Here is a 21434-nt window from a genome sequence, read left to right as displayed (position 1 = left end):
TCTGACACGCGCCGCCGCCGGGCGCCGACTGCGCGGGCGCGGCGCGCTTCGTACATTGAAATCAACCCCAGGAGCCCACCATGCACCGCCGCCGCCGCCACCCCTCTGCCAGCCAACGCCCCCAGAACCACAAGGCGCCGCCCGGATTCCGGCTGTCGGTGGCCACCTTCGCGGCCGGCATCGCTGCTGCGCTGGTGATGATCGGTGCCAATGCCGACGAGTCGCACGCTGCAGCGCCGCAAGAGATCGGCACCGCGCATGTTGCGCTGACCATCGGGCGCTGACCCGCGCCCCCGGTCGGTTACTGCCCGGTCAGCTCCGGGTAAACCATGAAGGCGGGTGACAATCCGCCCATGCCTCCTTGCAGTTTGGCGGGCCGGCCTTGAGCCCGGTCCAGCGGCCCTTGCAGGCCATATGTTTCGTCGTCCTGGCCGTGGCCTGCTTCGCGGGCCTGGATACCGGCACCAAGATGGTCAGCGCCACCGTGCCTGTGGTGATGGCGGTGTGGTTCCGCTACCTGTTCCAGGCCCTGGCCACCGCGCTGGCCATGTTGCCCCGCCGCGGCATGCGGCTGCTGCACACCCGCCAGCCGGGGTTGCAGGTGGCCCGCGGCGCGCTGCTCACCGCCTCCAGCGTGTTCTCGTACCTCAGCCTGATGCACATGCCGATCGGCGAATTCACCGCCATCGTCATGCTGACGCCGCTGATCATCACCCTGATGGCCGCCACCTCGCTGGGCGAGCGCATCTCGCCGCTGCGCTGGCTGTGCGTGGCCGGCGGCTTCATCGGCGCCATCACCGTCATACGCCCCGGCAGCGAGGTGTTCAGCCTCGCCAGCCTGATGCCGCTGGGCCTGGTGGCCACGAACGCGGCCTACCAGGTGCTGACCAGCCGGCTGGCCCGCACCGAGGAAGCATCGACCATGCACTTCTACACCGGCTGCGTGGGTGCCGGGCTGCTGACGGTGCTGCTGCCCTTCGTGTGGACGGCGCTGTCGCCGGCGGTGTGGCTGGCACTGATCGGCATGGGCCTGTGCAGCACGCTGGGCCATTACCTGCTGATCCTGGCGTACGGCAAGGCGCCGGTGGCCGTGCTGACGCCCTACCTGTACCTGCAGATCGTGTTCGCGACGCTGGCCGGCTGGCTGGCCTTCGCGCACATGCCGGATGGCTGGGCCATCACCGGCATCCTGACCATCGGCGTGTGCGGTGCCTTCGGCACCTGGCTGACGGCGCGGGACAAGGCGCGGGTGGCGGTGGCGGCCTGACGCGACCGCGCCCGGACTGATCAATCCAGCGTCATCAGGCTGGCATTGCCGCCCGCCGCGGCGGTGTTGATCGACACGCTGCGTTCCAGCAGCAGGCGTTCCAGTGCGAAGACGCCGGGCCGGTGCTGGCCGGGTGCGGCCACCTGCAGGCCGACGATGGCGCCTTCCCGCTGGGCCAGCGCCCGGCTGGCGGCACGGGCAGCCTCGGCGTCGCCGTGCAGCAGCATCGCGTCGATGGGGGCGACGGTGGCCGCCTGCGTCCAATCCCCCGGCACCGTGCTGACCCGGCCGCGCAGCGCGGCGGGCAGGGTTTCCAGCGCCTGCCGGCTGGCCGCGCCCTCCACCCACACGGCCGACGAACCCGCGGCCAGCACATGCGCCAGCTGGCACAGCAGGTCGTCGGCATCGCCCGTCGCGGCCACGCACAGCACCGCATGGCGCGGCAGAAGCCGGTAGACGTTGCGCTCGCCGGTGGGCCCCGGCAGCAGCGCCTGCATGCCGACGGGTGACTGACGGGCGAGCGCCTCGCACAGCGCGCCCAGCCACGGCGCCGATGGCCGGCTGGCGGCCAGCGCCTGCAGCGGCGCCTGCAGCACCGCACGGGCGCCGGGTTCCAGCACCGGCACCGGCGACTGCACCGGCCCGGCCACCAGCCGGCGCAGGTACAGGGGCCCGCCGGCCTTGGGCCCGGTGCCGGACAGGCCTTCGCCGCCGAACGGCTGCACGCCCACCACGGCGCCCACGATGTTGCGGTTGACGTAGTGGTTGCCGGCCTGCACGCGCTCCGTCACCAGCGCAATGGTCTCGTCGATGCGGGTGTGCAGGCCCAGCGTCAGGCCGTAGCCGCTGGCGTTGATCTCATCGATCAGCGCCGGCAGCGCCTCGCGCCGGTAGCGCAGCACGTGCAGCACCGGGCCGAACACCTCGCGCTGCAGCTCGGCCAGCGCGCCGATCTCGATCACCGCCGGCGGCACGAAGCTGCCACGCGCCAGTTGCTGCGCATCGCCGGCCAGCCGCTGCACCGCGCGGCCGCGCTGCTGGAAGGCGGCGATGTGACGCTCGATGCCCTCGCGGGCGTCCTCGTCGATCACCGGGCCGACGTCGGTGCTCAGTTCGTCAGGCCGGGCCAGCTTCAGCTCGCGCAGCGCGCCGTGCAGCATGGTCAGCACATGGTCGGCCACGTCGTCCTGCAGGCACAGCACGCGCAAAGCGGAGCAGCGCTGGCCGGCGCTGTCGAAGGCGGAGGTCACCACGTCGGTCACCACCTGCTCGGCCAGCGCGGAGGAGTCCACGATCATCGCGTTCTGCCCGCCGGTCTCGGCGATCAGCAGCGGCGGCTGGCCGCGCTCATCCAGCCGACCGGCCAGGCTGCGCTGCAGCAGCCGCGCCACCTCGGTGGAGCCGGTGAACATCACGCCGCGGATGCGCTCCTCGGCCACCAGCGCGGCGCCCACGGTCTCGCCGCGGCCGGGCAGCAACTGCAGCGCGCCGCCGGGCACGCCGGCCGCATGCAGCAGCGCCACCGCCTGCGCGGCGATCAGCGGCGTCTGCTCTGCCGGCTTGGCCAGCACGGTGTTGCCGGCGGCCAGTGCCGCGGCCACCTGGCCGGTGAAGATGGCCAGCGGGAAATTCCAGGGGCTGATGCAGACGATGGGGCCCAGCGGGCGGGTGTCGTTCGTGAGCTCCGCGCGGGCCTGGGCCGCGTAGTAGCGCAGGAAGTCCACCGCCTCGCGCACCTCGCCGATGGCGTTGCCCAGCGTCTTGCCGGCCTCGCGCACGATCAGGCCGAGCAGCGGTTGCATCTGCGCTTCCAGGGTGTCGGCGGCACGTTCCAGCAGCGCGGCGCGGTCAGCCGGTGGCGTGGCGGCCCAGGCGGGGGCGGCGGCCACCGCGGCGGACACGGCGTCGCGGGCGTCGTCGGCCGTGGCTTCGATCACCTCGCCCACGACGTCGCGGCGGTCGGCGGGGTTGGTCACGGGCTGCGCCTCGCCGGCTTCGCGCGGTTGCCCGTCGACCAGCGGCACCGCGCGCCAGGCCGCGCCAGGCCGCAGCAGCGCACCGGCCAGCGAGGCCAGCCGATGCTCGTTGGACAGGTCGATGCCCGCGCTGTTGGCACGCGCCGGCCCGAACAGCTCGCGCGGCAGCACGATGCCGGGATGCGGCAGGCCGGCCTGGCCCTCGGCGGCGGCCGCGGCGTCCACCACCGCCACCGGGTCGGCCACCAGCTGCTCGACCGGCACGGCCTCGTCGGCGATGCGGTTGACGAAGGAGCTGTTGGCGCCGTTCTCCAGCAGCCGGCGCACCAGGTAGGCCAGCAGCGTCTCGTGCGTGCCCACCGGTGCGTAGATGCGGCAGGGCCGGGCCAGGCCGCCTTCGGCGCGCGCGCCCACCACCTGGGCGTACAAGGGCTCGCCCATGCCGTGCAGGCACTGGAACTCGTACTGGCCGGCGTAGTAGTTCTGGCCGGCCAGGTGGTAGATGGCCGCCAGGGTGTGCGCGTTGTGCGTGGCGAACTGCGGGTACACCGCCTCGGGCGCGGCCAGCAGCTTGCGGGCGCAGGCCAGGTAGCTCACGTCGGTGTGCACCTTGCGCGTGTACACCGGGTAGCCCTCCAGGCCGTCGACCTGGGCGCGCTTGATCTCGCTGTCCCAGTAGGCGCCCTTGACCAGCCGCACCATCAGCCGCCGCCGCGTGCGGCGGGCCAGGTCGATCACGAAATCCAGCACATGCGGGCAGCGCTTCTGGTAGGCCTGCACCACGAAGCCGATGCCGTGCCAGCCTTCCAGGCCGGGGTCGGCGCACAGCTGCTCCAGCAGGTCGAGCGAGAGCTCCAGTCGGTCGGCCTCCTCGGCGTCGATGTTGAGGCCGACGTCATGGCTGCGCGCCAGCAGCGCCAGCTTCAGCAGCCGCGGATACAGCTCGGTGAGCGTGCGACCGACCTGCGCGCGGCTGTAGCGCGGGTGCAGCGCCGACAGCTTGATGGAGATGCCCGGCCCTTCGTAGATGCCGCGCCCGGCCGACGCACGGCCGATGGCATGGATGGCCGCCTCGTAGGAAGCGAGGTAGCGCTGGGCATCGGCCTCGGTCAGCGCGGCTTCGCCCAGCATGTCGTACGAATAGCGGAAGCCCTCGGCCTCGCGCCGACGGGCGTTCGACAACGCCTCGTCGATCGTCTGGCCGGTGACGAACTGCTCGCCCATCAGGCGCATGGCCATGTCCACGCCCTTGCGGATCAGCGGCTCGCCGCTCTTGGCCACCACGCGGGCCAGCGCGCTGGCCAGGCCGGTCTCGGTGTGGGTGGTGACCAGCTTGCCGGTGACCACCAGGCCCCAGGTAGCTGCATTGACGAACAGCGAGCCGCTGCGGCCCAGGTGCGCGGCCCAGTTGCCGTCGCCGATCTTGTCGCGGATGAGCGCATCGCGCGTGGCGGCGTCAGGTATGCGCAGCAGCGCCTCGGCCAGGCACATCAGCGCCACGCCTTCCTGCGACGACAGCGAGAACTCCTGCACCAGGCCCTGCACCAGGCCTTCCCGCCCGCCGGCGGCCTTGCGCTCGCGCAGCCGTGTGGCCAGCTGGCCGGCCAGCGCCTGCACCGCGGCCGCCTGGCCGGCCGGCAACCGGGCCTGCTCCAGCAGCACCGCCACCGCCTCCGGCTCCGGCCGGCGATAGGCAGACGTGATCGCCGCGCGCAGCACGCTCTGCGGGCGCAGCTGGGAGGCGAATTCGGCGAAAGGACGGACGGTGACTTCAGCGGTGTGCATGGTGCTTCCTGGGTGTGCGGCCACTATAGGAATCGCCCCGGGCCAAGGCAACGGTCGGGCCAGACGGCTTGCCGATGCAGCCATAGGCAAAAGTGCTGGCTGCCGCCGATACTGGTGCGATGGACCTGCGACAGCTCAAGTACTTCACCCGCATCGTGGAGCTGGAAAGCCTGACGGCGGCCGCGCAATCGCTGCACGTGGCGCAGCCTTCGCTGAGCCAGCATGTGGCCAAGCTGGAGGCGGTGCTGGGCGTGAAGCTGCTGGAGCGCGGCGCCCGCGGCGTGCGCAGCACGGCCGCCGGCCAGCGCCTGTACGAGCAGGCCAAGGCCCTGCTGCGGCAGGCGCAGGAGGTGGCGGCGCACGTGCGCCAGGAAGCGGCGGGCGACGTGGTGGGCCTGGTGCGGCTGGGCCTGCCGGCCAGCACCTCGCGCCGGGTGGCGGTGGCACTGCTGCGGGCGCTGCGGCAGGCGCATCCGGGCGTCACGCTGGAGATCGTCGAGGGCTCCACCGCCTACATCGCCGAGATGGTGCAGCGTCATCTGCTGGACCTGGGCGTGACGGTGCAGGCCGCCGATGCGGGCCGCATCGACAGCCTGCCGCTGGTGACCGAGGAACTGCTGCTGGTGGGTCCGCCCGGCAGCGCGCTGGCCGGGCCCGTGGCGGTGGAGCAGCTGTGCACCCTGCCGCTGCTGCTGCCGGCCTTCCCGAATGCCATCCGCGTGCGCATCGAGCAGCTGTGCAACGCCGCCGGCCTGCGCTACCAGCTGGTGGCCGAAAGCGCCGCCGCACCGGTGATGACTGCCGCCGCGCAAGCCGGCCTGGCCTGGACGATCCTGCCCTGGTCGGCGGTGGAGCGCGAGGATCCGGCCAGCCTCACCTGCCTGCCCATCGCCGGCCGGGCCTTCATGCGCACGTTGGCGGTGTGCACCGCGCCGTCTGCCACCGGCCAGCCGGCCTGTGAAGCCGTGAAGGGGCAACTGGCCGCGGTGGTGTCGCAGATGGTGGCCGGCGGCGACTGGCGGCATGCCGAAGTGCCGGGGCGGCGGTGATTCAGCAGGCGCGCGGTCGGGCGCTCAGTACGACGTCACCGCGCTCGGCTGCCCGCCCTTGAACGTGAACACCGTCACCGGCGACGACTTCAGGTCGCGCTTGTCGTCGAAGGCATAGGTGCCGGCGGCGCCCTTGTAGCTGCCCTTCTGCAGGGCCTCGGCCACCTTGGCGGGATCGGCGCTGCCCGCGCTCTGCATGGCTTGGGCCATCAGGTGCACGGCGTCATAGAAGTTCACCGCATAGGTCAGCGGATCGCGTTGGCCGTTGGCAGCGCGGTAGGCGGCCACGAAGGCCTGGCCTTCGGACGCGCGCTGGATCATCGCGCCGCCCTGGGTGCACCAGACGTTCTCGCCGACGGCGTCGCCGCCGGCCAGCTTGGCGGTCTCGCTGGAGCACAGGCCGTCGCCGCCCAGCAGCCTGGCGGTGATGCCGAGCTGCTTCATCTGCCGCGCCATCGGGCCGGCCTGGGCCGAATAGCCGCCGAAGAAGATGGCGTCGGGCTTGGCCGCCTTGATGCTGGTAAGCACCGGCGTGAAGTCGGTGGCCTGGCCCGAGACGTATTCAGTCTTCACCACTTCCAGGCCGTTGGCCTTGCCGGCCGCGCTGAACTCCTGCGCCAGGCCCTGCCCGTAGGCGCTGCGGTCGTCGATCACGGCCACGCGCTTGACCTTCAGTTCCTTGGCGGCGTACACGGCCATCTTCACGCCCAGCGCGGTGTCGGCCGCGCCCACGCGGAACCCACGCGGAACAGCCGCGAGAAACCCTGCTGCGTGATCTTCGGGTTGGACGACACGGTGGCCACCACCACGCCGGCCTGGTCGTACACACGCGATGCCGGCATCGTCACGCCCGAGTTGTACGGGCCGACAACGAAGCGCACGCCGCTGTCCACCAGCTTCTGTGCCACGGCCACGCCCTGCCGCGGGTCGGCCTGGTCGTCTTCGGCCTTGAGCACCAGGCGCAGCGGCCGGCCGCCCACGCTGGGCTTGCGGGCATTGACCTCGTCCACCGCCAGCTTGGCGCCGGCCAGGTTGTCCTGCCCGTTGCCGCTCTGCGGTCCGGACAAGGGGCTGCTGAGGCCGATCGGCACCACCAGTTCCTGCGCCCGGGCCGTGGCCCAGGGCGAGGACGACAACACGGCGGTGGCCACGGCGGCTTTCAGGGAGATCGACAGGGCCGCACGGCAGGCGGCGTTCAGGCAAAGAGGCATCGTCAAGGGTCGAAATGAAGACTGCGGTTCAGGAAAGGAAGGAGAGCGGCTTCAAGCCACCCGCCGTGCCGCCGACTGGCCGGCGCGCCACTGCGCCATCAGCCCCTCCCACTTCGGCCGCGCGGTGGCCAGGTGGCGGGCCTTCACATGGCCATAGCCGCGGATGTCCTCGGGGATGCTGGCGATCTCCACCGCCAGCGGCAGGCGCTCGGCGGTCAGGCCCTGCAGCAGCTCGTCGATGCAGGCCTTGTAGTCGACGATCAACGCACGCTCCATGCGGCGCTCCTCGGTGCGGCCGAACACGTCGAAGGCGGTGCCGCGCAGACCCTTGAACTTGGCCAGCACGCCGAAGGCCTTGTGCATCCACGGGCCGAAGGGGCGCTTGACCAGCTCGCCGCGTTCGTTGGTCTTGGCCGTCATCGGCGGGGCCAGGTGGTGCACCAGCTTGTAGTCGCCCTCGAACATCGCGGCGATCTTCTCGTCGAAGCCGGTCTGCGTGTGCAGCCGCGCCACCTCGTACTCGTCCTTGTAGGCCATCAGCTTGAACAGGTAGCGCGCCACGGCCTCCGAAAGCCGCGTGCCGCCCAGCGCGGCCTCGGCCTTTCGCACCTTCTCGACGAAGGCGCGGTACTGCTCGGCATAGGCCGCGTCCTGGTAGTCGGTGAGGAAGGTCACGCGCTTGCCCACCAGCTCGTCGATCGACGGCTTCTTCAGGAACTGGATCACCTGCGCGGCCTTGAACAGCGCCTGCACCGCCGCCAGGTCGTGGGCGCATCGCCGGCCCCACTCGAACGCCGCCTTGTTGTTGTCCACCTGCACGTTGTTCAGCTCGATGGCGCGCATCAGCGCGGCATGGCTCAGCGGCACGCGGCCCTTCTGCCAGGCGTAGCCCAGCATCAGCGGGTTGGTGTAGATCGAGTCGCCAATCAGCTGCACCGCCACCTGCTCGGCATCGAAGGCACCCAGCTCGCCGGGGCCGACGGACTTGGCCAGCGTCGTCTCGCAATGGCCGGCCGGGAACTGCCAGTCGGGGTTCTGCACGAAGGCCGCGGTGGGCGCGCCGTGGGTGTTCATCGCCACGAAGGTGCGGCCCGGCTTGAGCACCGCCATCGTGGCCTTGTTGGCGCCCACGATGGGGTCGCAGGCGATCACCAGGTCGGCCTTGGCGGTGTCCACCTTGGTGGTGAAGATGGCATCGGCGCGGTTGGCGATCTGGATGTGGCTCCAGGTGGCGCCGCCCTTCTGCGCCAGGCCGGCCGCGTCCTGCGTGACCACGCCCTTGCCTTCCAGGTGGGCGGCCATGCCCAGCAGCTGGCCGATGGTGATGACGCCGGTGCCGCCCACGCCGGCCACCACGATGCCCCAGGCCTGCTCGGCCAGCGGCAGCACGGGCTCGGGCAGCGGCGGCAGCGTGCTCAGGTCGCCCTTCTTCTCCTTCTTGGGCTTCTTCAGCGTGCCGCCTTCCACCGTGACGAAGCTGGGGCAGAAGCCCTTCAGGCACGAGTAGTCCTTGTTGCAGCTGTTCTGGTTGATGCGGCGCTTGCGGCCGAACTCGGTCTCCACCGGCTCCACGCTCAGGCAGTTGCTCTGCACGCTGCAGTCGCCGCAGCCCTCGCACACCAGCTCGTTGATCACCACCGTCTTGTCGGGCGTGGCCAGCTTGCCGCGCTTGCGGCGGCGGCGCTTCTCGGTGGCGCAGGTCTGGTCGTAGATGATGGCCGTGGTGCCCTTCAACTCGCGGAACTGGCGCTGCAGGCTGTCCAGCTCGTCGCGGTGGTGCACCGTCACGCCGGGCAGCAGGCTCACGCCGTCGTACTTCTGCGGCTCGTCGCTGACGATCACGGTCCTGGCCACGCCCTCGGCGTCCAGGCTCTTCATGATCTGCAGCACCGAGTGGCCCTCGGGCCGCTCGCCCACCTGCTGGCCGCCGGTCATCGCCACGGCGTCGTTGTAGAGGATCTTGTAGGTGATGTTCACGCCCGAGGCGATGCTCTGGCGGATGGCCAGCAGCCCGCTGTGGAAGTAGGTGCCATCGCCCAGGTTGGCGAACACGTGCGCATCGGTGGTGAACGGCGCCTGGCCGGTCCAGGCCACGCCCTCGCCACCCATCTGGCTGAAGGTGACGGTGCTGCGGTCCATCCAGGTGGCCATGTAGTGGCAGCCGATGCCGGCCAGCGCGCGGCTGCCTTCGGGCACGCGGGTGCTGGTGTTGTGCGGGCAGCCCGAGCAGAACCACGGCGCGCGGTCGCCGGTGCTGGCGGTGTCCACCGTCAGCAGCGTGCGTTCGGCGGCCTCGATCACGGCCAGCCGCGCATCCATGCGGGCGGTGATGTCCGCCGGCACGCCCAGCTTCTTCAGCCGCTTGGCAATCGCCTTGGCGATGATGGCGGGCGTGAGGTCGGCCTTGGCGCGCAGCAGCCAGTTCTCGCTGGGGTTGGGCATGGCCCATTCGCCGCCGGTGAGGTCGCCTTCCGGCTCGTCGAACTTGCCCAGCACGTTGGGCCGCACGTCGGCGCGCCAGTTGTACAGCTCTTCCTTCAGCTGGTATTCGATGACCTGGCGCTTCTCCTCCACCACCAGGATCTCCTGCAGGCCCTGCGCGAAGTCGCGGGTGATGGTGGCTTCCAGCGGCCACACCACGTTGACCTTGTGCAGCCGCACGCCCAGCGCGCGGCAGGTGTCGTCGTCCAGGCCCAGGTCGGCCAGCGCCTGGCGGGTGTCGTTGTAGGCCTTGCCGCTGGCGATCAGGCCGAAACGGTCGTTCGGACCGGCGATCACGTTGTAGTTCAGCCTGTTGGCCCGCACGTAGGCCAGCGCGGCGTACCACTTGTAGTCCATCAGCCGCGCTTCCTGCTCCAGCGGCGCGTCGGGCCAGCGGATGTGCAGGCCGCCGGGCGGCATGGTGAAGTCCTCGGGCAGCACGATGCGCACGCGGTCGGGGTCGACCGAGACCGAGGCCGACGACTCCACCACCTCCTGGATGGTCTTCATGCCCGACCACACGCCGGAGAAGCGGCTCATCGCGAAGGCATGCAGGCCCATGTCCAGGATGTCCTGCACGCTGGACGGGAAGAACACCGGCAGGCCGCAGGCCTTGAAGATGTGGTCGCTCTGGTGCGGCGCGGTGCTGCTCTTGCTGATGTGGTCGTCGCCCGCGATGGCGATGACGCCGCCGTGCTTGGAGGTGCCGGCCATGTTGGCGTGCTTGAACACGTCGGAGCAGCGGTCCACGCCCGGGCCCTTGCCGTACCAGATGCCGAACACGCCGTCGAACTTGCGGCTCCCGGGGAACAGGTCGAGTTGCTGCGTGCCCCACACCGCGGTGGCGCCCAGCTCTTCGTTGACGCCGGGTTGGAACACGATGTGGTGCTCGGCCAGGTGCTTGCGCGCGGCCCACAGCGCCTGGTCATAGCCACCCAGCGGCGAGCCGCGGTAGCCGCTGATGAAGCCGGCGGTGTTCAGGCCGGCGGACAGGTCGCGCGCGCGCTGCAGCATCGGCAGCCGCACCAGCGCCTGCACGCCGCTCATGAAGGCCCGGCCACTGGCCAGCGCGTACTTGTCGTCGAGGCTGACGGTCTCGAGGGCGCGGCGGACCGACTCGGGCAGGGGTGCATTCATGCGGCAGGACTCCAGTGGCGACGGCTTGGCTTGGAGGCACTGCCCGGCTCGTGACCCGGCACACCCCCGTATGGCTGCCAGTGTAGATTTCACGGCCCGCGAAGTCTTTTCGTTGTTTGCTCGGCTACCATGGTTTTGAGCAAGCTTCTTTCGCCAACTGCCTCTCGCGCAGCCAAATGCCATCGCGAATCGCCAAATCAGGGAAAACCCCAGCAGCCGCCGAGACCACCGCCCCGGAGCCGGAGAAGCACGGCAGCGGCCTCGACCGCTACGACGTCGCCATCCTCGAAGCGCTGCAGCGCGACGCCCGGCTGTCCAACGCCGAACTGGCCTCGCGCATCGGCCTGTCGGCCGCGCCCACCTGGCGCCGGGTGAAGTGGCTGGAGGCGCAGGGCTACATCACCGGCTACCGGGCCGAGCTGGACCGCCGGCGCATCGGCCTGGGCGTGCTGGCCTTCGTGCGGGTGGACACGGAGCGCAGCAGCGGTGCGGCCACCAAGCAGCTGGAACAGGCGCTGCGCGAGCTGCCCGAGGTCACCGCCTGCCACTACATCAGCGGCGCCGGCACCTTCGAGCTGCAGGTGATGGCGGCCGACCTGGATGCGTTCTCGCGCTTTGCCACCGACACGCTGCTCAACCTGCCCAATGTGAAGGACATCCACACCAGCTTCTCGCTGGGTGAGGTGAAGTCGGGCGCGGCGCTGCCGCTGGCCCACCTGAAGAAGACCTAGGGACGCCATGCCGACCGAAGTACGACGCGGCCTGCCGCTGATGCACCTGCTGCTCGCCCTGGCCGTGGTGGCCGTGTGGGGCACCAATTTCGTCATCATCAAGCAGGCGCTGGTGCGCATGCCGCCGCTGCTGCTGGGCACGCTGCGCTTCGTGTTCGCGGTGCTGCCGGCAGTGTTCTTCCTGCCGCGGCCCAACGTGCCGTGGAAGCAGCTGGCGGCGTATGGCGTGCTGATCGGCGCCGGGCAGTTCGGGCTGCTGTTCATCGCGATGCGCGCCGACATCACGCCCGGCCTGGCCTCGCTGGTGGTGCAGACGCAGGTGTTCTTCACCATCGGCATGGCGATGTTCATCCACCGCGAGCGGCTGCGCGGCTACCAGTGGCTGGCGCTGCTGCTGGCCGCCGGCGGGCTGGGCGTGATCGCGGCGCACACCGATGCCCACACCACGCTGCTGGGCCTGGCACTGGTGCTGGGCGCGGCGCTGTGCTGGTCGGCCGGCAACCTGGTGGCCAAGGCCGCCGGCCCGGTGAACATGCTGGCCTACGTGGTGTGGGCCAGCCTGTTCTCGGTGCCGCCGCTGCTGGTGCTGTCGCTGGTGGTGGAAGGCCCGGCGCTCATCGCCCACAGCCTGCGCCATGCCGATGCGGTGGCGTGGGGCGCGGTGCTGTGGCAGTCGGTGGGCAACACCCTGTTCGGCTACGTGGCCTGGGCCTGGCTGCTGGCGCGCCATCCGGCGGCCACGGTGTCGCCGATGGCGCTGCTGGTGCCGCTGTTCGGCATGGGCGCCTCGGCGCTGGTGCTGGGCGAGCCGCTGCAGGGCTGGAAGCTGGGCGCGGCCGCGCTGGTGATGGGCGGGCTGGCGCTCAACCTGCTGGGGCCGCGGCTGCTGGGCCGGCGCGCGGCTTGACCGGCCGGGCACTGTCATCGGCCTGTCGCGCGGGCGCTTCAGGCTGGTGACCATTCACCCGCCGCACCGGCCCGGGGCGGCACTGCGCTTGCATGAAAACCCCGGCGGCGCCAGGCCGCGCACCTTTTCGGGAGCCCCTTGCCATGAACGACTACACGATCCAGCTGGTCAACGAAAGCTTCGATCTCGTGGAGCCGATGGCTCCGCAGGCGGCGGCGCTGTTCAGGCAGAACCTGTCGCAGGTCTCCCCCACCCTGCGCACGCTGCTCGACGAGGGTGCCGACGTGCCCGGCGAGCGGCTGGTGATGGCCGTGGGCCAGGCGGTGCGCCAGCTGCGCGAACCGCAGGAACTGCTGCCCGCGGTGCAGGGGCTGGGCCAGCGCCACGCCGGCCTGATGGGCCTGCGCGACGAGGACTACGACGCCGTGGGCGGCGCGTTGCTCAAGACGCTGGAACAGGGCCTGGGCCCGGCCTTCGATGAAGAAACGCGCGCCGCCTGGATCGACGTCTACGGCGCGATGGCCGGGATCATGAAGCAGGTGGGGCGCGACCGCCTCCCGTCCTGAGCCCGGCCTACTTCGGCGCCAGCGCCCACATGCGCAGGCGCTGCTTCATGCGGCCGGCCTGCTGCTCGGCGATCTCGCCGGGGCCCCAGAAGTAGTCGGCCCGCACCGCGCCCACGATGGCGGTGCCGGTGTCCTGCGCCAGCACCAGCCGGCGCAGCGGCGTGTTGGACAGCGGCTCCGTCGTGTCCAGCCACACCGGGGTGCCGTAGGGCACGCTGCGCGGGTCGACCGCGATCGAGCGTTCGGGCGTCAGCGGCACGCCCTGCGCGCCGCGCGGGCCGGCGGTGGGGTCGGGCAACGGCTCCTCGCGGAAGAACACCGTGCGCGGGTTGCTCCACAGCATCTCGTTCACACGGCGCGGATTGCGCCGCGCCCAGTCGCGGATGGCGGGCCACGAGGCGGTGTCGGCGGTGAGCTCGCGCTGCTCGATCAGCCAGCGACCGACCGACTTGTAGGGCTGGTCGTTGTGGCCCGCAAAGGCCACCCGCACCGTCTGCAACCGGCCGTCGGGCTCGGTGATGCGCAGCCGGCCGGAACCCTGGATCTGCAGCACCAGCGCATCCAGCGGATCGGCCACGTAGGCGATCTCGCGGCCCTTGAGCGCCGCCTGCGCGGCCGGCAGGGTGTCGATCTGCTGCCGCGTGAACCAGGGCCTGCGCTGCTGCAGATCGGCCGGCGCGCGGTGCAGCGGCACCTTGAAGGCACCGCGCGGCAGGCGGCTGGCCTCGACCAGCGGCTCGAAGTAGCCGGTGATCAGGCCGTCGGGGTCGGGCCGGTCCAGCGCCTCGATGCGGTAGGGCTGCAGGCGCTGCATGAACCACTGGCGGGTGCCATGGTCGTCGGCGGGCGTGCTGAACACGGCCTCCGCGCACAGGCGGCTCCAGCCCGGCGCCGGGCGCTCGCAGCCGCGCAGGAAGGCGCTCCAGGCCTCGGCGGCGCGGTCGGCGTCCCAGCCGGGCAGTTCGGCCCAGGTCACGGGAATCCAGCGGGAGGCGGCGCGGTCGATGGTGCCGGGCGGCAGGCCGGGCGGCCCGGGCACCGAAGGCGCGGTGGCTGCGGGCGGCGTGAGCGGCGGCGGCCCGGCGGCTTCGTCGTCGGGCAGCGGCGTGGTGGAGCAGGCGGCCAACACGGCGGCGGCGCACGCGGCCAGGGCGGCGCGCAGGGTTCGGTAAGCTCGCTGCATGTGGCTACTCTTGCTGGAAGCGCTCGGAGCGCTGGCGATTCTCATCTTCATCGTCTGGTGGACCATGTTCTCCGGCCGCCGCAAGGGCGAGCGCCGCGACGACGAGTAGGCTCGGCCGGTGGGATGTCCGCCCCTCGCCCGGCGGGTACGCCGGTCGGTCCCCCGAGGGGACGCCGGCCGGCCTGGGGCGGCCCGGCGCTCGGCCGGTGGAATGTCCGCCCCTCGCCCGGCGGGTGCGCCGGGCGGTCCCCCGAGGGGACGCCGGCCGGCTTGGGGCGGCCCGGCGCTCGGCCGGTGGAATGTCCGCCCCTCGCCCGGCGGGTACGCCGGTCGGTCCCCCGAGGGGACGCCGGCCGGCTTGGGGCGGCCCGGCGCTCGGCCGGTGGAATGTCCGCCCCTCGCCCGGCGGGTACGCCGGTCGGTCCCCCGAGGGGACGCCGGCCGGCTTGGGGCGGCCCGGCGCTCGGCCGGTGGAATGTCCGCCCCTCGCCCGGCGGGTGCGCCGGGCGGTCCCCCGAGGGGACGCCGGCCGGCTTGGGGCGGCCCGGCGCTCGGCCGGTGGAATGTCCGCCCCTCGCCCGGCGGGTACGCCGGTCGGTCCCCCGAGGGGACGCCGGCCGGCTTGGGGCGGCCCGGCGCTCGGCCGGTGGGGTGGGGCCATCCGTCACTTCGGTGGCACCAGGAAGCTCATCGGCTGCCGCAGCAGCCGCTGCCGGATGGCTGCGTGGATGTGCTTGCGCTCGCGCACGCGGATGCCGCGCGAGCGCATCGCCACCTTGAAAGCCAGCCAGAAGCTCACCGTCACGTTGAGCATGCCGGTGAGCACGATGCCGGCGATGCACCACCAGAAGGCCGCGGTCTGCAGCAGGCCCAGGCCGTGCGCGCCCACCGCCGCCGCCAGCTGGCCGGTGGACAGCGTGACGTGCCGCACCTCGATGGGCAGGCCGAAAAATGCGAACACCACCGGCACCACGCCCAGCATCATGCCCAGCGACACATTCGCCGCCAGGCCCGAGATGTTGTTGCGCCACCAGATGGCCCAGCGCCGCGCCCGCGCCGCGCCCAGCCGCGCCACGATGCGCGGGTTCCAGGCAATGGCGCCGTCCAGCCGGTGGAAGACGAACCAGTTCTCGGTCCAGCCCGCGATCAGCGAACTGGCGAACAGCAGCACGCCAGTGAACGCGGCATACAGCGGCGTGGGCCCCAGCAGGGTGATGGCATGCAGCACATGGTCGGCCTCCGCCGGGCCCACCAGCGGCCGGCCGAAGGCCGCCTGGCAGATGAACTGCACCGCCAGCACCACCGGTGCGCACACCGCCAGGTTCCCCACGATGCCCGCCACCTGCGAACGGATCAGGTGCGCCACCTGGTCGACGAAACCTTCCACCGCCGCCACGTCGTCCGCCTGGCCGGTGGTGCCGGCGGCCTCGCGCACCTCGGCCAGCTTGGCGGCCATGGCGGGCGCCGTCATCGCCGGCTGCTTGGTGGCCACCGTCCAGTGCAGCAGCATGATGAGCACGAAGCTGGCGGCGTAGTTGGCGCCGGCCCAGAAGCCGCCCCAGAAGGCCGACAGCCCCAGCGCCGCCACGCCGAACTTGGCGTAGGTGGTGCCCGCGATCACCAGGCCGCCGCCGCCGGCGCGGCGCAGCATGTCGGCGTACTGCGCGCGGGTGCGGGTGATGTAGTGGTCGCCGGTCTCGGCGCTCCGCTCGGCCACCTGCCGCGCCAGCTGGGAGTAGTGCCGCGCCATCAGGTTGCGCACGCCGCGGCGCTGGCCGGCCACCTGCACCAGCGTCACCAGCAGGTGGCGCACGTCGGCTGCTGGCTGCTCCGACAGCACGCAGCCCAGCAGCTGGTCCACCCGGTGGCAGCGTTCATGCAGCTGGTCGATCTCGAAGACGATGTCCACCGAGACGCCGAACTCCTCCAGGTGGTCGACGATGCTGTCGGTCGCCCGGCGGCAGGCGTCCAGCAGCGCGCGAAGGTACACGGTGGCCTGCAGCGCCACCTCGCGCTCGCCCGACAGCACCGCGCTGCGCACCTGCTCGGCCGCCAGCGGCAGCTGCCGGAAGGGCTCGGAGACCAGCAGCGCACGGCTCATGCGCTGGCGCAGCGGCGGCGAGAAGCCCGCCGCCTGCACCGCGCTCACCAGGATGGAGATGGCGTCCAGCAGCGTCTGCCGCCACTGCTGCGGCCGCGCACCGGCCGAGCCGGTGGCCTCCTCCAGCGGCGGCGGCGTGGCCAGCTCCACCGCGGGCTGCTGCTGCGGCACCACCAGCGCGGCCACGCGGCCCAGCGTCTCCTCGTCCAGCTGGGCCAGCCAGGTGGCATCGCCGCCGCGGAACAGCAGCGGGAACAGGCTGGCCAGGTCGTGCGTGGCCGGCGAGCCAGGCAGCACCTCGGCGCGCAGGCGCTGCCACAGCTCGCTGCCCAGCGCCCGGCGGCTGGAGAAGCCGAAGTCGGCCATCAGCGCCACGGCGTCGATCTCGCGCCAGAAGGCGTGGAACATGCCCTGCACCTGCACGCGGTGCTCGGGGCTTTGCTCCAGCACCCGCAGCAGGTGGCGCAGCCGCAGCACCGCCATCGGCGTGACGCGCTCGGGCCGGGCCGTGGCGGCGTCGGTGCCCACGGCGACTTCCCGGCGGGTGGGAACGTGGCGCAGCCATTCCATCAGCCGCACCATCCACATGTGGCGCTCGGGCTGCGCGGCCCGTGCATCGGCGCCGTTGAGCAGCGCCGTCAGGTCCCAGGCGATCGTGGGTTTGGCAGCCGGCACGGCGTGCGGCCCCCGGTCAGTGGAGCTGCTGCGGCTGCGCGAGCATGAACTCGGGTATGTCGGCCTCGAACGGGTAGGCCTGCTCCGTCATGCAGAAGAAGGTGCCGCGCATGGTGCCCTGCGCGGTGGGGATGCGGGTCCAGCTGGTGTATTCGAAGCTCTGCCCCGGGGCCAGCAGCGGCTGCTTGCCCACCACGGCCAGGCCGCGCACCTCCTCGGTGTGTCCGTTGGCGTCGGTGATGACCCAGTGGCGGGCCACCAGCTGCGCCGCGACGTCCCCGCTGTTGACGATGTGGATGGTGTACGCGAAGGCGTGTTGTCCGTCCTGGGACTGCTCCGGCAGGTACTGGAGCTTGACGGTGCAGCGGAACTCGGGGTTTGCCATCCGCGGCATTTTAGGAGCCCCCCGAGCTGAAGGGGTGCTGCCGGATTAGTGCACACCGCGCAGCCTGTTCGCGGGGGTGGTGCCCTCCAAAGGGGGTTGCCGATCGTTACAGTTCCCCGGCAGTTACAAATCCCCTCCGTCATGACCTCCCTGCTGTACCGCGCCGCCGTGCGCTGGCTGCCGCCGCTGGCGCTGGCCGCCGGACTGGCGCACGGATGGCCCGCCTGGGCCACGGCCCCGGTGGCCGCCCCGGGCAACACCCAGGCCGCCCGCTATTACGAGGACGCGCTGTCGCGCTACGACAAGCGCGACCTGGCCGGCGCCATCCTCCAGCTGAAGAACGCGCTGCAGATCGACCGCAACCTGCTGCAGGTGCATGTGCTGCTGGGCCAGGCGCTGCTGGCGCAGGGCGATGCCGCTGCGGCCGAGGTCTCCTTCAGCGAGGCGCTGCGCCTGGGCGTGGACCGTGCGGAGGTGGTGGTGCCGCTGGCGCAGGCGCTGATGGCCCAGGGCAAGCAGGCCGACGTGCTGAACCAGCCGCGGCTGGCGCTGGCCGGCCTGCGGCCGCCGGTGCAGGCCGCCCTGCTGCTGCAGCGCGCGGCCGCCGCCTCCGACCTGGGCGACGGCGTGCAGGCGCTGCGCGCGATCGAACAGTCGCGCGCGCTGGTGCCATCGGCCGATGCCTGGGTGGCCGAGGTGGCGGTGCGCCTGCGCGCCCGCCAGCTTGCCGAGGCCGGTGCCGCCGCCGACCGCGCCCTGGCACTGGCGCCCACCGCCGCCGCGGCCCACTACCAGAAGGGCGCGGTGCTGCAGCTGCAGGGCGACCTGGCCGGCGCGCTGGCCGCCCATGAGCGCGCGCTGCAGCTGGATCCTGCGCACATCGAGGCGCGCGTGGCGCGCATCGGCCTGCGGCTGGACCAGCAGCGCGATGCCGATGCCCGTGCCGACCTGGTCGAGCTGCAGCGCCTGTCGCCCCGGGAGCCGCGCGGTGCCTACCTGCGCGCGCTGCTGGCCGAGCGTGCCGGCGACTTGCCGGCGGCCCACACCGCGCTGCGCCAGGTGACGGACCTGATCGACCCGGTGCCGCTGGACTACATCCGCCACCGGCCGCAGCTGCTGATGCTCAACGGCCTGGCCCACTTCGGCCTGGGCGAGCGCGAGAAGGCCAAGCCCTACCTGGAGCTGCTGCAGCGGCTGCAGGGCGCCAGCCCGGCCTCCAAGCTGCTGGCGCAGATCCACCTCGACGAAGGCAACACCGACCGGGCGGTGCTGCTGCTGGAAGCCCACCTGAAGGCACAGCCCGCCGACGCCCAGGCGATGACGCTGCTGGCCGGCGCGCAGATGGCGCGTGGCCAGCACGCCCGCGCCGCCGAGCTGATGCAGGCCGCGCTGGCGGTGCAGGACAACGCCGAGGTGCGCACCGCGCTGGGCCTGAGCCTGCTCGGCAGCGGCCAGCCGGCCGGGGCCGTGGCCGAGCTGGAAGCGGCGCTGAAGAAGGACCCGCGGCAGCTGCGGGCGGCGGTGTCCCTGGTGGGCCTGTACCTGCGCGAACGGCAGGACGCCAAGGCGCTGGCGCTGGCGGAAAGCCTGGTGCGCCAGCAGCCGCGCCAGGCCGGGCTGCTGAACCTGCTGGGCACCGCCCGCCTGCGCAGCGGCCAGGCCGACGCCGCGCGGCAGGCTTTCGAGCAGGCGGTGCAGCTCGATGCGCGGCTGATGCCGGCGCAGATCAACCTGGCGCGGCTGGATGCGCAGGCCGGCCGGCTGGACGCCGCGGCCAAGCGCCTGGCCGAGCTGATCGGCCGCGAGGAGCGCAACGTGGACGCCATGCTGGAGATGGCCGCCCTGGCGCGCCGCCAGCAGCGACCGGCCGAGGTGCAGCGCTGGCTGGAGAAAGCCGCCGCCGCCGCACCCGCCGCGGAAGTGCGCCCGGGCCTGGCGCTGGTGGACCTGCACCTGCAGGCCGGCCGGCCCGATGCTGCATTGGAGCCGCTGCGCAAGCTGGGCGCCAAGGCGCCGCAGAACCTCGCGGTGCTGCTGGCGGACGCCCGCGTGCGCCTGCTGCTGGCCGATACCGCCGCCGCGCGCAACACGCTGGCCACCGCCACCCGCGTGGCCAACTTCGACGCGCCGGTGCAGGTGGAGATCGCCAGCCTGCAGCTGGCGGCCGGCCATCCCGAAGGCGCGGACTACAGCCTGCAGAAGGCCCTGTCCGGCCAGCCTGACCACCTGCCCGCGCTGGCGCTGCAGGCCGAGCTGTCGCTGCGCCGCGGCGAGCTGGCCCAGGCCGAGCAGCAGGCCCGCGCCATCACGCAGAAGGCCCCGCGCCGCGCGATCGGCTACAGCCTGCAGGCCGACGTGGCGATGGCACGGCGCCAGCCCGCGGCCGCCCTCGAGCTGTACCGCAGGGCGCACCAGACCGAGCCGTCCACCGATACCGCCATCCGCCTGTTCAGCGCACTGGGCAGCCAGCCTGACGGCGCCCGGCTGGCGCTGCCGGTGCTGGAGCAATGGGTGAAGGTGCAGCCGCAGGACCTGGCCGCCCGCCGTGCGCTGGCCGATGGCCAGGCGCGGGCCGGCCGTTATGCCGCCGCCCGCGCCAGCTACGAATCGCTGGTGCAGCAGGCGCCCGCGGATGGCCGCGCCTTGAACAACCTGGCCAACGTGCTGCTGAAGCTGAACGACCCCGGCGCGCTGGCGGTGGCCGAGCGGGCGCTGGCGCTGCGGCCGACGGACGCGGACGTGATCGACACCGCGGGCTGGGCCGCCTTCCGCGCTGGCCAGGCCGACCGCGCGCTGCAGCTGCTGCGCGATGCCCGGCTGCGTGCGCCCGACAACCCGGACATCCGCTTCCACCTGGCCACCGTGCTGGCGCAGGGCGGCCGGCGCGCGGAGGCCCGGGACGAGGTGGAGGCTGCACTGAAGGCCCATGCCGCCTTCGACAGCGTCGCGCAGGCGCAGGCGCTGCGGGAGTCGCTGCAATGAGTCGTCCTGCTGTCGACCGGCTTTACACATCCTGGCCAGCTGCTGACGGACCCGCTTGCAAGTGCTTGATTTGCAAAGAAGTCACATGCGCGGCACGCTAATTGCGCACCGGTGTAACAAAAAACCTTGGGGAAGTTCATGACCATCGTTCGTCACTCTCTTGTGGCCGCCGCCTTCGTCGGTTGCGCCACCCTCAGTGCACCGGCCTTCGCGGCCATGACCTGGGGCTTCCAGCAACCCGGCGTGTGCAGCCAGAACGCCGGCAACGCCAACAACTACGGCAACAGCTGGGCATGCGGCGGGGGCAACCCGGCGCTGACCGTCAGCGGCTATTCGTCCAACGGCGCGGGCAGCACCTTCGTCTCGGCCTTCACCGACGACAACGGCGGCTCCGGCTTCGGCGTCAAGTCCTCGAGCGAAGGCCTGAACGCCACCTCGCCCCAGCACGCGATGGACAACAACGGCAGCACCGACGTGCTGCTGCTCAGCTTCACCAGCAGCGTCATCCTGCGGCAGCTGCAGCTGGGCTGGTGGAGCACCGATTCCGACGTGACCCTGCTGCGCTACACCGGCAGCACCAGCCCGCTGGCCAACAGCGACCTCACCGGCCTGACCACCGCGCAGCTGCTGAGCAACGGCTGGTCGCTGGTGGGCAACTACGGCACGCTGGACACCACGATGTCCAACGTGAACGCCGGCAGCGCCAGCTCCAGCTGGTGGCTGCTCTCGGCCTACAACTCCACGCTGGCCGGCAGCACCGCCAGCGCCAATGGCCGCAACCTGAGCGCTGGCGACGACTACGTGAAGGTGCTGGCCGTGGTGGCCGATGCCGTCACGCCGCCGCCGGTGGGCCGGGTGCCGGAGCCCGCCTCGCTGGCCCTGGCCGGCCTGGCGCTGGCCGGCGTGGTGGCCGCACGCCGCCGCACGGCCGGCGGCAACGCCGCGCTGCCGCGCCTGGCCGCCGCCTGACCCCCGTCGTCACGCAGGCCAGCAGCCGG

At 72.1% G+C, this 21434-nt stretch carries 13 protein-coding genes and 1 pseudogene; 8 read left to right on the top strand and 6 right to left on the bottom strand.

Going from position 1 to position 21434, the window contains the following annotated elements:
* Positions 1–80 precede the first annotated feature (80 nt).
* Both VO99_RS13455 and VO99_RS13450 read left to right on the top strand, forming a co-directional pair.
* A complete protein-coding gene (locus VO99_RS13455; RefSeq protein WP_046113370.1) occupies positions 81–284 on the top strand; it encodes a hypothetical protein in 204 nt (67 codons plus the stop codon).
* Positions 285–382: 98 nt separating this feature from the next.
* Positions 383–1267, top strand: a complete 885-nt coding sequence (locus VO99_RS13450; RefSeq protein WP_046113369.1) for a DMT family transporter — start codon at positions 383–385, stop codon at positions 1265–1267.
* Between the two features lie 20 nt (positions 1268–1287).
* Here the strand turns inward: VO99_RS13450 and putA are convergent, their stop codons facing one another.
* Positions 1288–5028 carry a trifunctional transcriptional regulator/proline dehydrogenase/L-glutamate gamma-semialdehyde dehydrogenase gene (gene putA, locus VO99_RS13445; protein ID WP_232315355.1) on the bottom strand — a complete coding sequence of 1247 codons (3741 nt, stop codon included), beginning with the start codon at positions 5026–5028 and terminating at the stop codon, positions 1288–1290.
* Positions 5029–5147: 119 nt separating this feature from the next.
* On the opposite strand from putA, the gene VO99_RS13440 reads away from it, so the two are divergent.
* A complete protein-coding gene (locus VO99_RS13440) occupies positions 5148–6077 on the top strand; it encodes a LysR family transcriptional regulator (protein ID WP_046113368.1) in 930 nt (309 codons plus the stop codon).
* Between the two features lie 24 nt (positions 6078–6101).
* Here VO99_RS13440 and VO99_RS13435 read toward each other — a convergent pair.
* Both VO99_RS13435 and VO99_RS13430 read right to left on the bottom strand, forming a co-directional pair.
* A pseudogene (locus VO99_RS13435) lies at positions 6102–7288 on the bottom strand (branched-chain amino acid ABC transporter substrate-binding protein).
* Between the two features lie 51 nt (positions 7289–7339).
* Positions 7340–10906, bottom strand: coding sequence for an indolepyruvate ferredoxin oxidoreductase family protein (locus VO99_RS13430; protein ID WP_046113367.1), 3567 nt, complete (start codon positions 10904–10906; stop codon positions 7340–7342).
* 176 nt (positions 10907–11082) lie between these two features.
* Between VO99_RS13430 and VO99_RS13425 the strand changes: the two genes are divergently transcribed.
* The 3 genes from VO99_RS13425 to VO99_RS13415 all read left to right on the top strand — a co-directional run bounded on the left by VO99_RS13425 (position 11083) and on the right by VO99_RS13415 (position 13110).
* Positions 11083–11637, top strand: a complete 555-nt coding sequence (locus tag VO99_RS13425) for an Lrp/AsnC family transcriptional regulator (protein ID WP_046113366.1) — start codon at positions 11083–11085, stop codon at positions 11635–11637.
* Between the two features lie 31 nt (positions 11638–11668).
* A complete protein-coding gene (locus tag VO99_RS13420; RefSeq protein ID WP_198156940.1) occupies positions 11669–12544 on the top strand; it encodes an EamA family transporter in 876 nt (291 codons plus the stop codon).
* 143 nt (positions 12545–12687) lie between these two features.
* Positions 12688–13110, top strand: a complete 423-nt coding sequence (locus VO99_RS13415; RefSeq protein WP_046113364.1) for a globin domain-containing protein — start codon at positions 12688–12690, stop codon at positions 13108–13110.
* Positions 13111–13117: 7 nt separating this feature from the next.
* Here the strand turns inward: VO99_RS13415 and mltA are convergent, their stop codons facing one another.
* From mltA to apaG, 3 genes are all read right to left on the bottom strand, one after another.
* Entirely contained in the window at positions 13118–14293 is a 1176-nt protein-coding gene (mltA, locus tag VO99_RS13410) for a murein transglycosylase A (RefSeq protein ID WP_046113363.1), read from the bottom strand.
* A gap of 664 nt (positions 14294–14957) precedes the next feature.
* Positions 14958–17069 carry a transporter-like protein TlpB gene (tlpB, locus tag VO99_RS13405; protein ID WP_046113362.1) on the bottom strand — a complete coding sequence of 704 codons (2112 nt, stop codon included), beginning with the start codon at positions 17067–17069 and terminating at the stop codon, positions 14958–14960.
* Between the two features lie 16 nt (positions 17070–17085).
* Positions 17086–17454 carry a Co2+/Mg2+ efflux facilitator ApaG/CorD gene (gene apaG, locus VO99_RS13400; protein ID WP_046113361.1) on the bottom strand — a complete coding sequence of 123 codons (369 nt, stop codon included), beginning with the start codon at positions 17452–17454 and terminating at the stop codon, positions 17086–17088.
* A gap of 141 nt (positions 17455–17595) precedes the next feature.
* Between apaG and prsT the strand changes: the two genes are divergently transcribed.
* Entirely contained in the window at positions 17596–20436 is a 2841-nt protein-coding gene (prsT, locus tag VO99_RS13395) for an XrtA/PEP-CTERM system TPR-repeat protein PrsT (protein WP_052736311.1), read from the top strand.
* Positions 20437–20574: 138 nt separating this feature from the next.
* Positions 20575–21405 (top strand): exosortase-dependent surface protein XDP1, encoded by an 831-nt coding sequence (gene xdp1 / locus VO99_RS13390; RefSeq protein WP_157039557.1) that lies wholly within the window; start codon positions 20575–20577, stop codon positions 21403–21405.
* Positions 21406–21434: the final 29 nt, after the last annotated feature.

The organism is Aquincola tertiaricarbonis (assembly GCF_000969605.1).
GTDB lineage: Bacteria > Pseudomonadota > Gammaproteobacteria > Burkholderiales > Burkholderiaceae_C > Aquincola > Aquincola tertiaricarbonis.
This window is presented reverse-complemented; position numbering and strand designations above follow the sequence as displayed.

What these genes read in the sequence shown, in the direction of transcription:
- VO99_RS13455 (WP_046113370.1), top strand. Translation starts at nt 81, where the DNA reads ATGCACCGCCGCCGCCGCCACCCCTCTGCCAGCCAACGCCCCCAGAAC.
- putA (WP_232315355.1), bottom strand. Translation starts at nt 5,028, where the DNA reads ATGCACACCGCTGAAGTCACCGTCCGTCCTTTCGCCGAATTCGCCTCC.
- VO99_RS13440 (WP_046113368.1), top strand. Translation starts at nt 5,148, where the DNA reads ATGGACCTGCGACAGCTCAAGTACTTCACCCGCATCGTGGAGCTGGAA.
- VO99_RS13430 (WP_046113367.1), bottom strand. Translation starts at nt 10,906, where the DNA reads ATGAATGCACCCCTGCCCGAGTCGGTCCGCCGCGCCCTCGAGACCGTC.
- VO99_RS13425 (WP_046113366.1), top strand. Translation starts at nt 11,083, where the DNA reads ATGCCATCGCGAATCGCCAAATCAGGGAAAACCCCAGCAGCCGCCGAG.
- VO99_RS13415 (WP_046113364.1), top strand. Translation starts at nt 12,688, where the DNA reads ATGAACGACTACACGATCCAGCTGGTCAACGAAAGCTTCGATCTCGTG.
- mltA (WP_046113363.1), bottom strand. Translation starts at nt 14,293, where the DNA reads ATGCAGCGAGCTTACCGAACCCTGCGCGCCGCCCTGGCCGCGTGCGCC.
- apaG (WP_046113361.1), bottom strand. Translation starts at nt 17,454, where the DNA reads ATGGCAAACCCCGAGTTCCGCTGCACCGTCAAGCTCCAGTACCTGCCG.
- prsT (WP_052736311.1), top strand. Translation starts at nt 17,596, where the DNA reads ATGACCTCCCTGCTGTACCGCGCCGCCGTGCGCTGGCTGCCGCCGCTG.
- xdp1 (WP_157039557.1), top strand. Translation starts at nt 20,575, where the DNA reads ATGACCATCGTTCGTCACTCTCTTGTGGCCGCCGCCTTCGTCGGTTGC.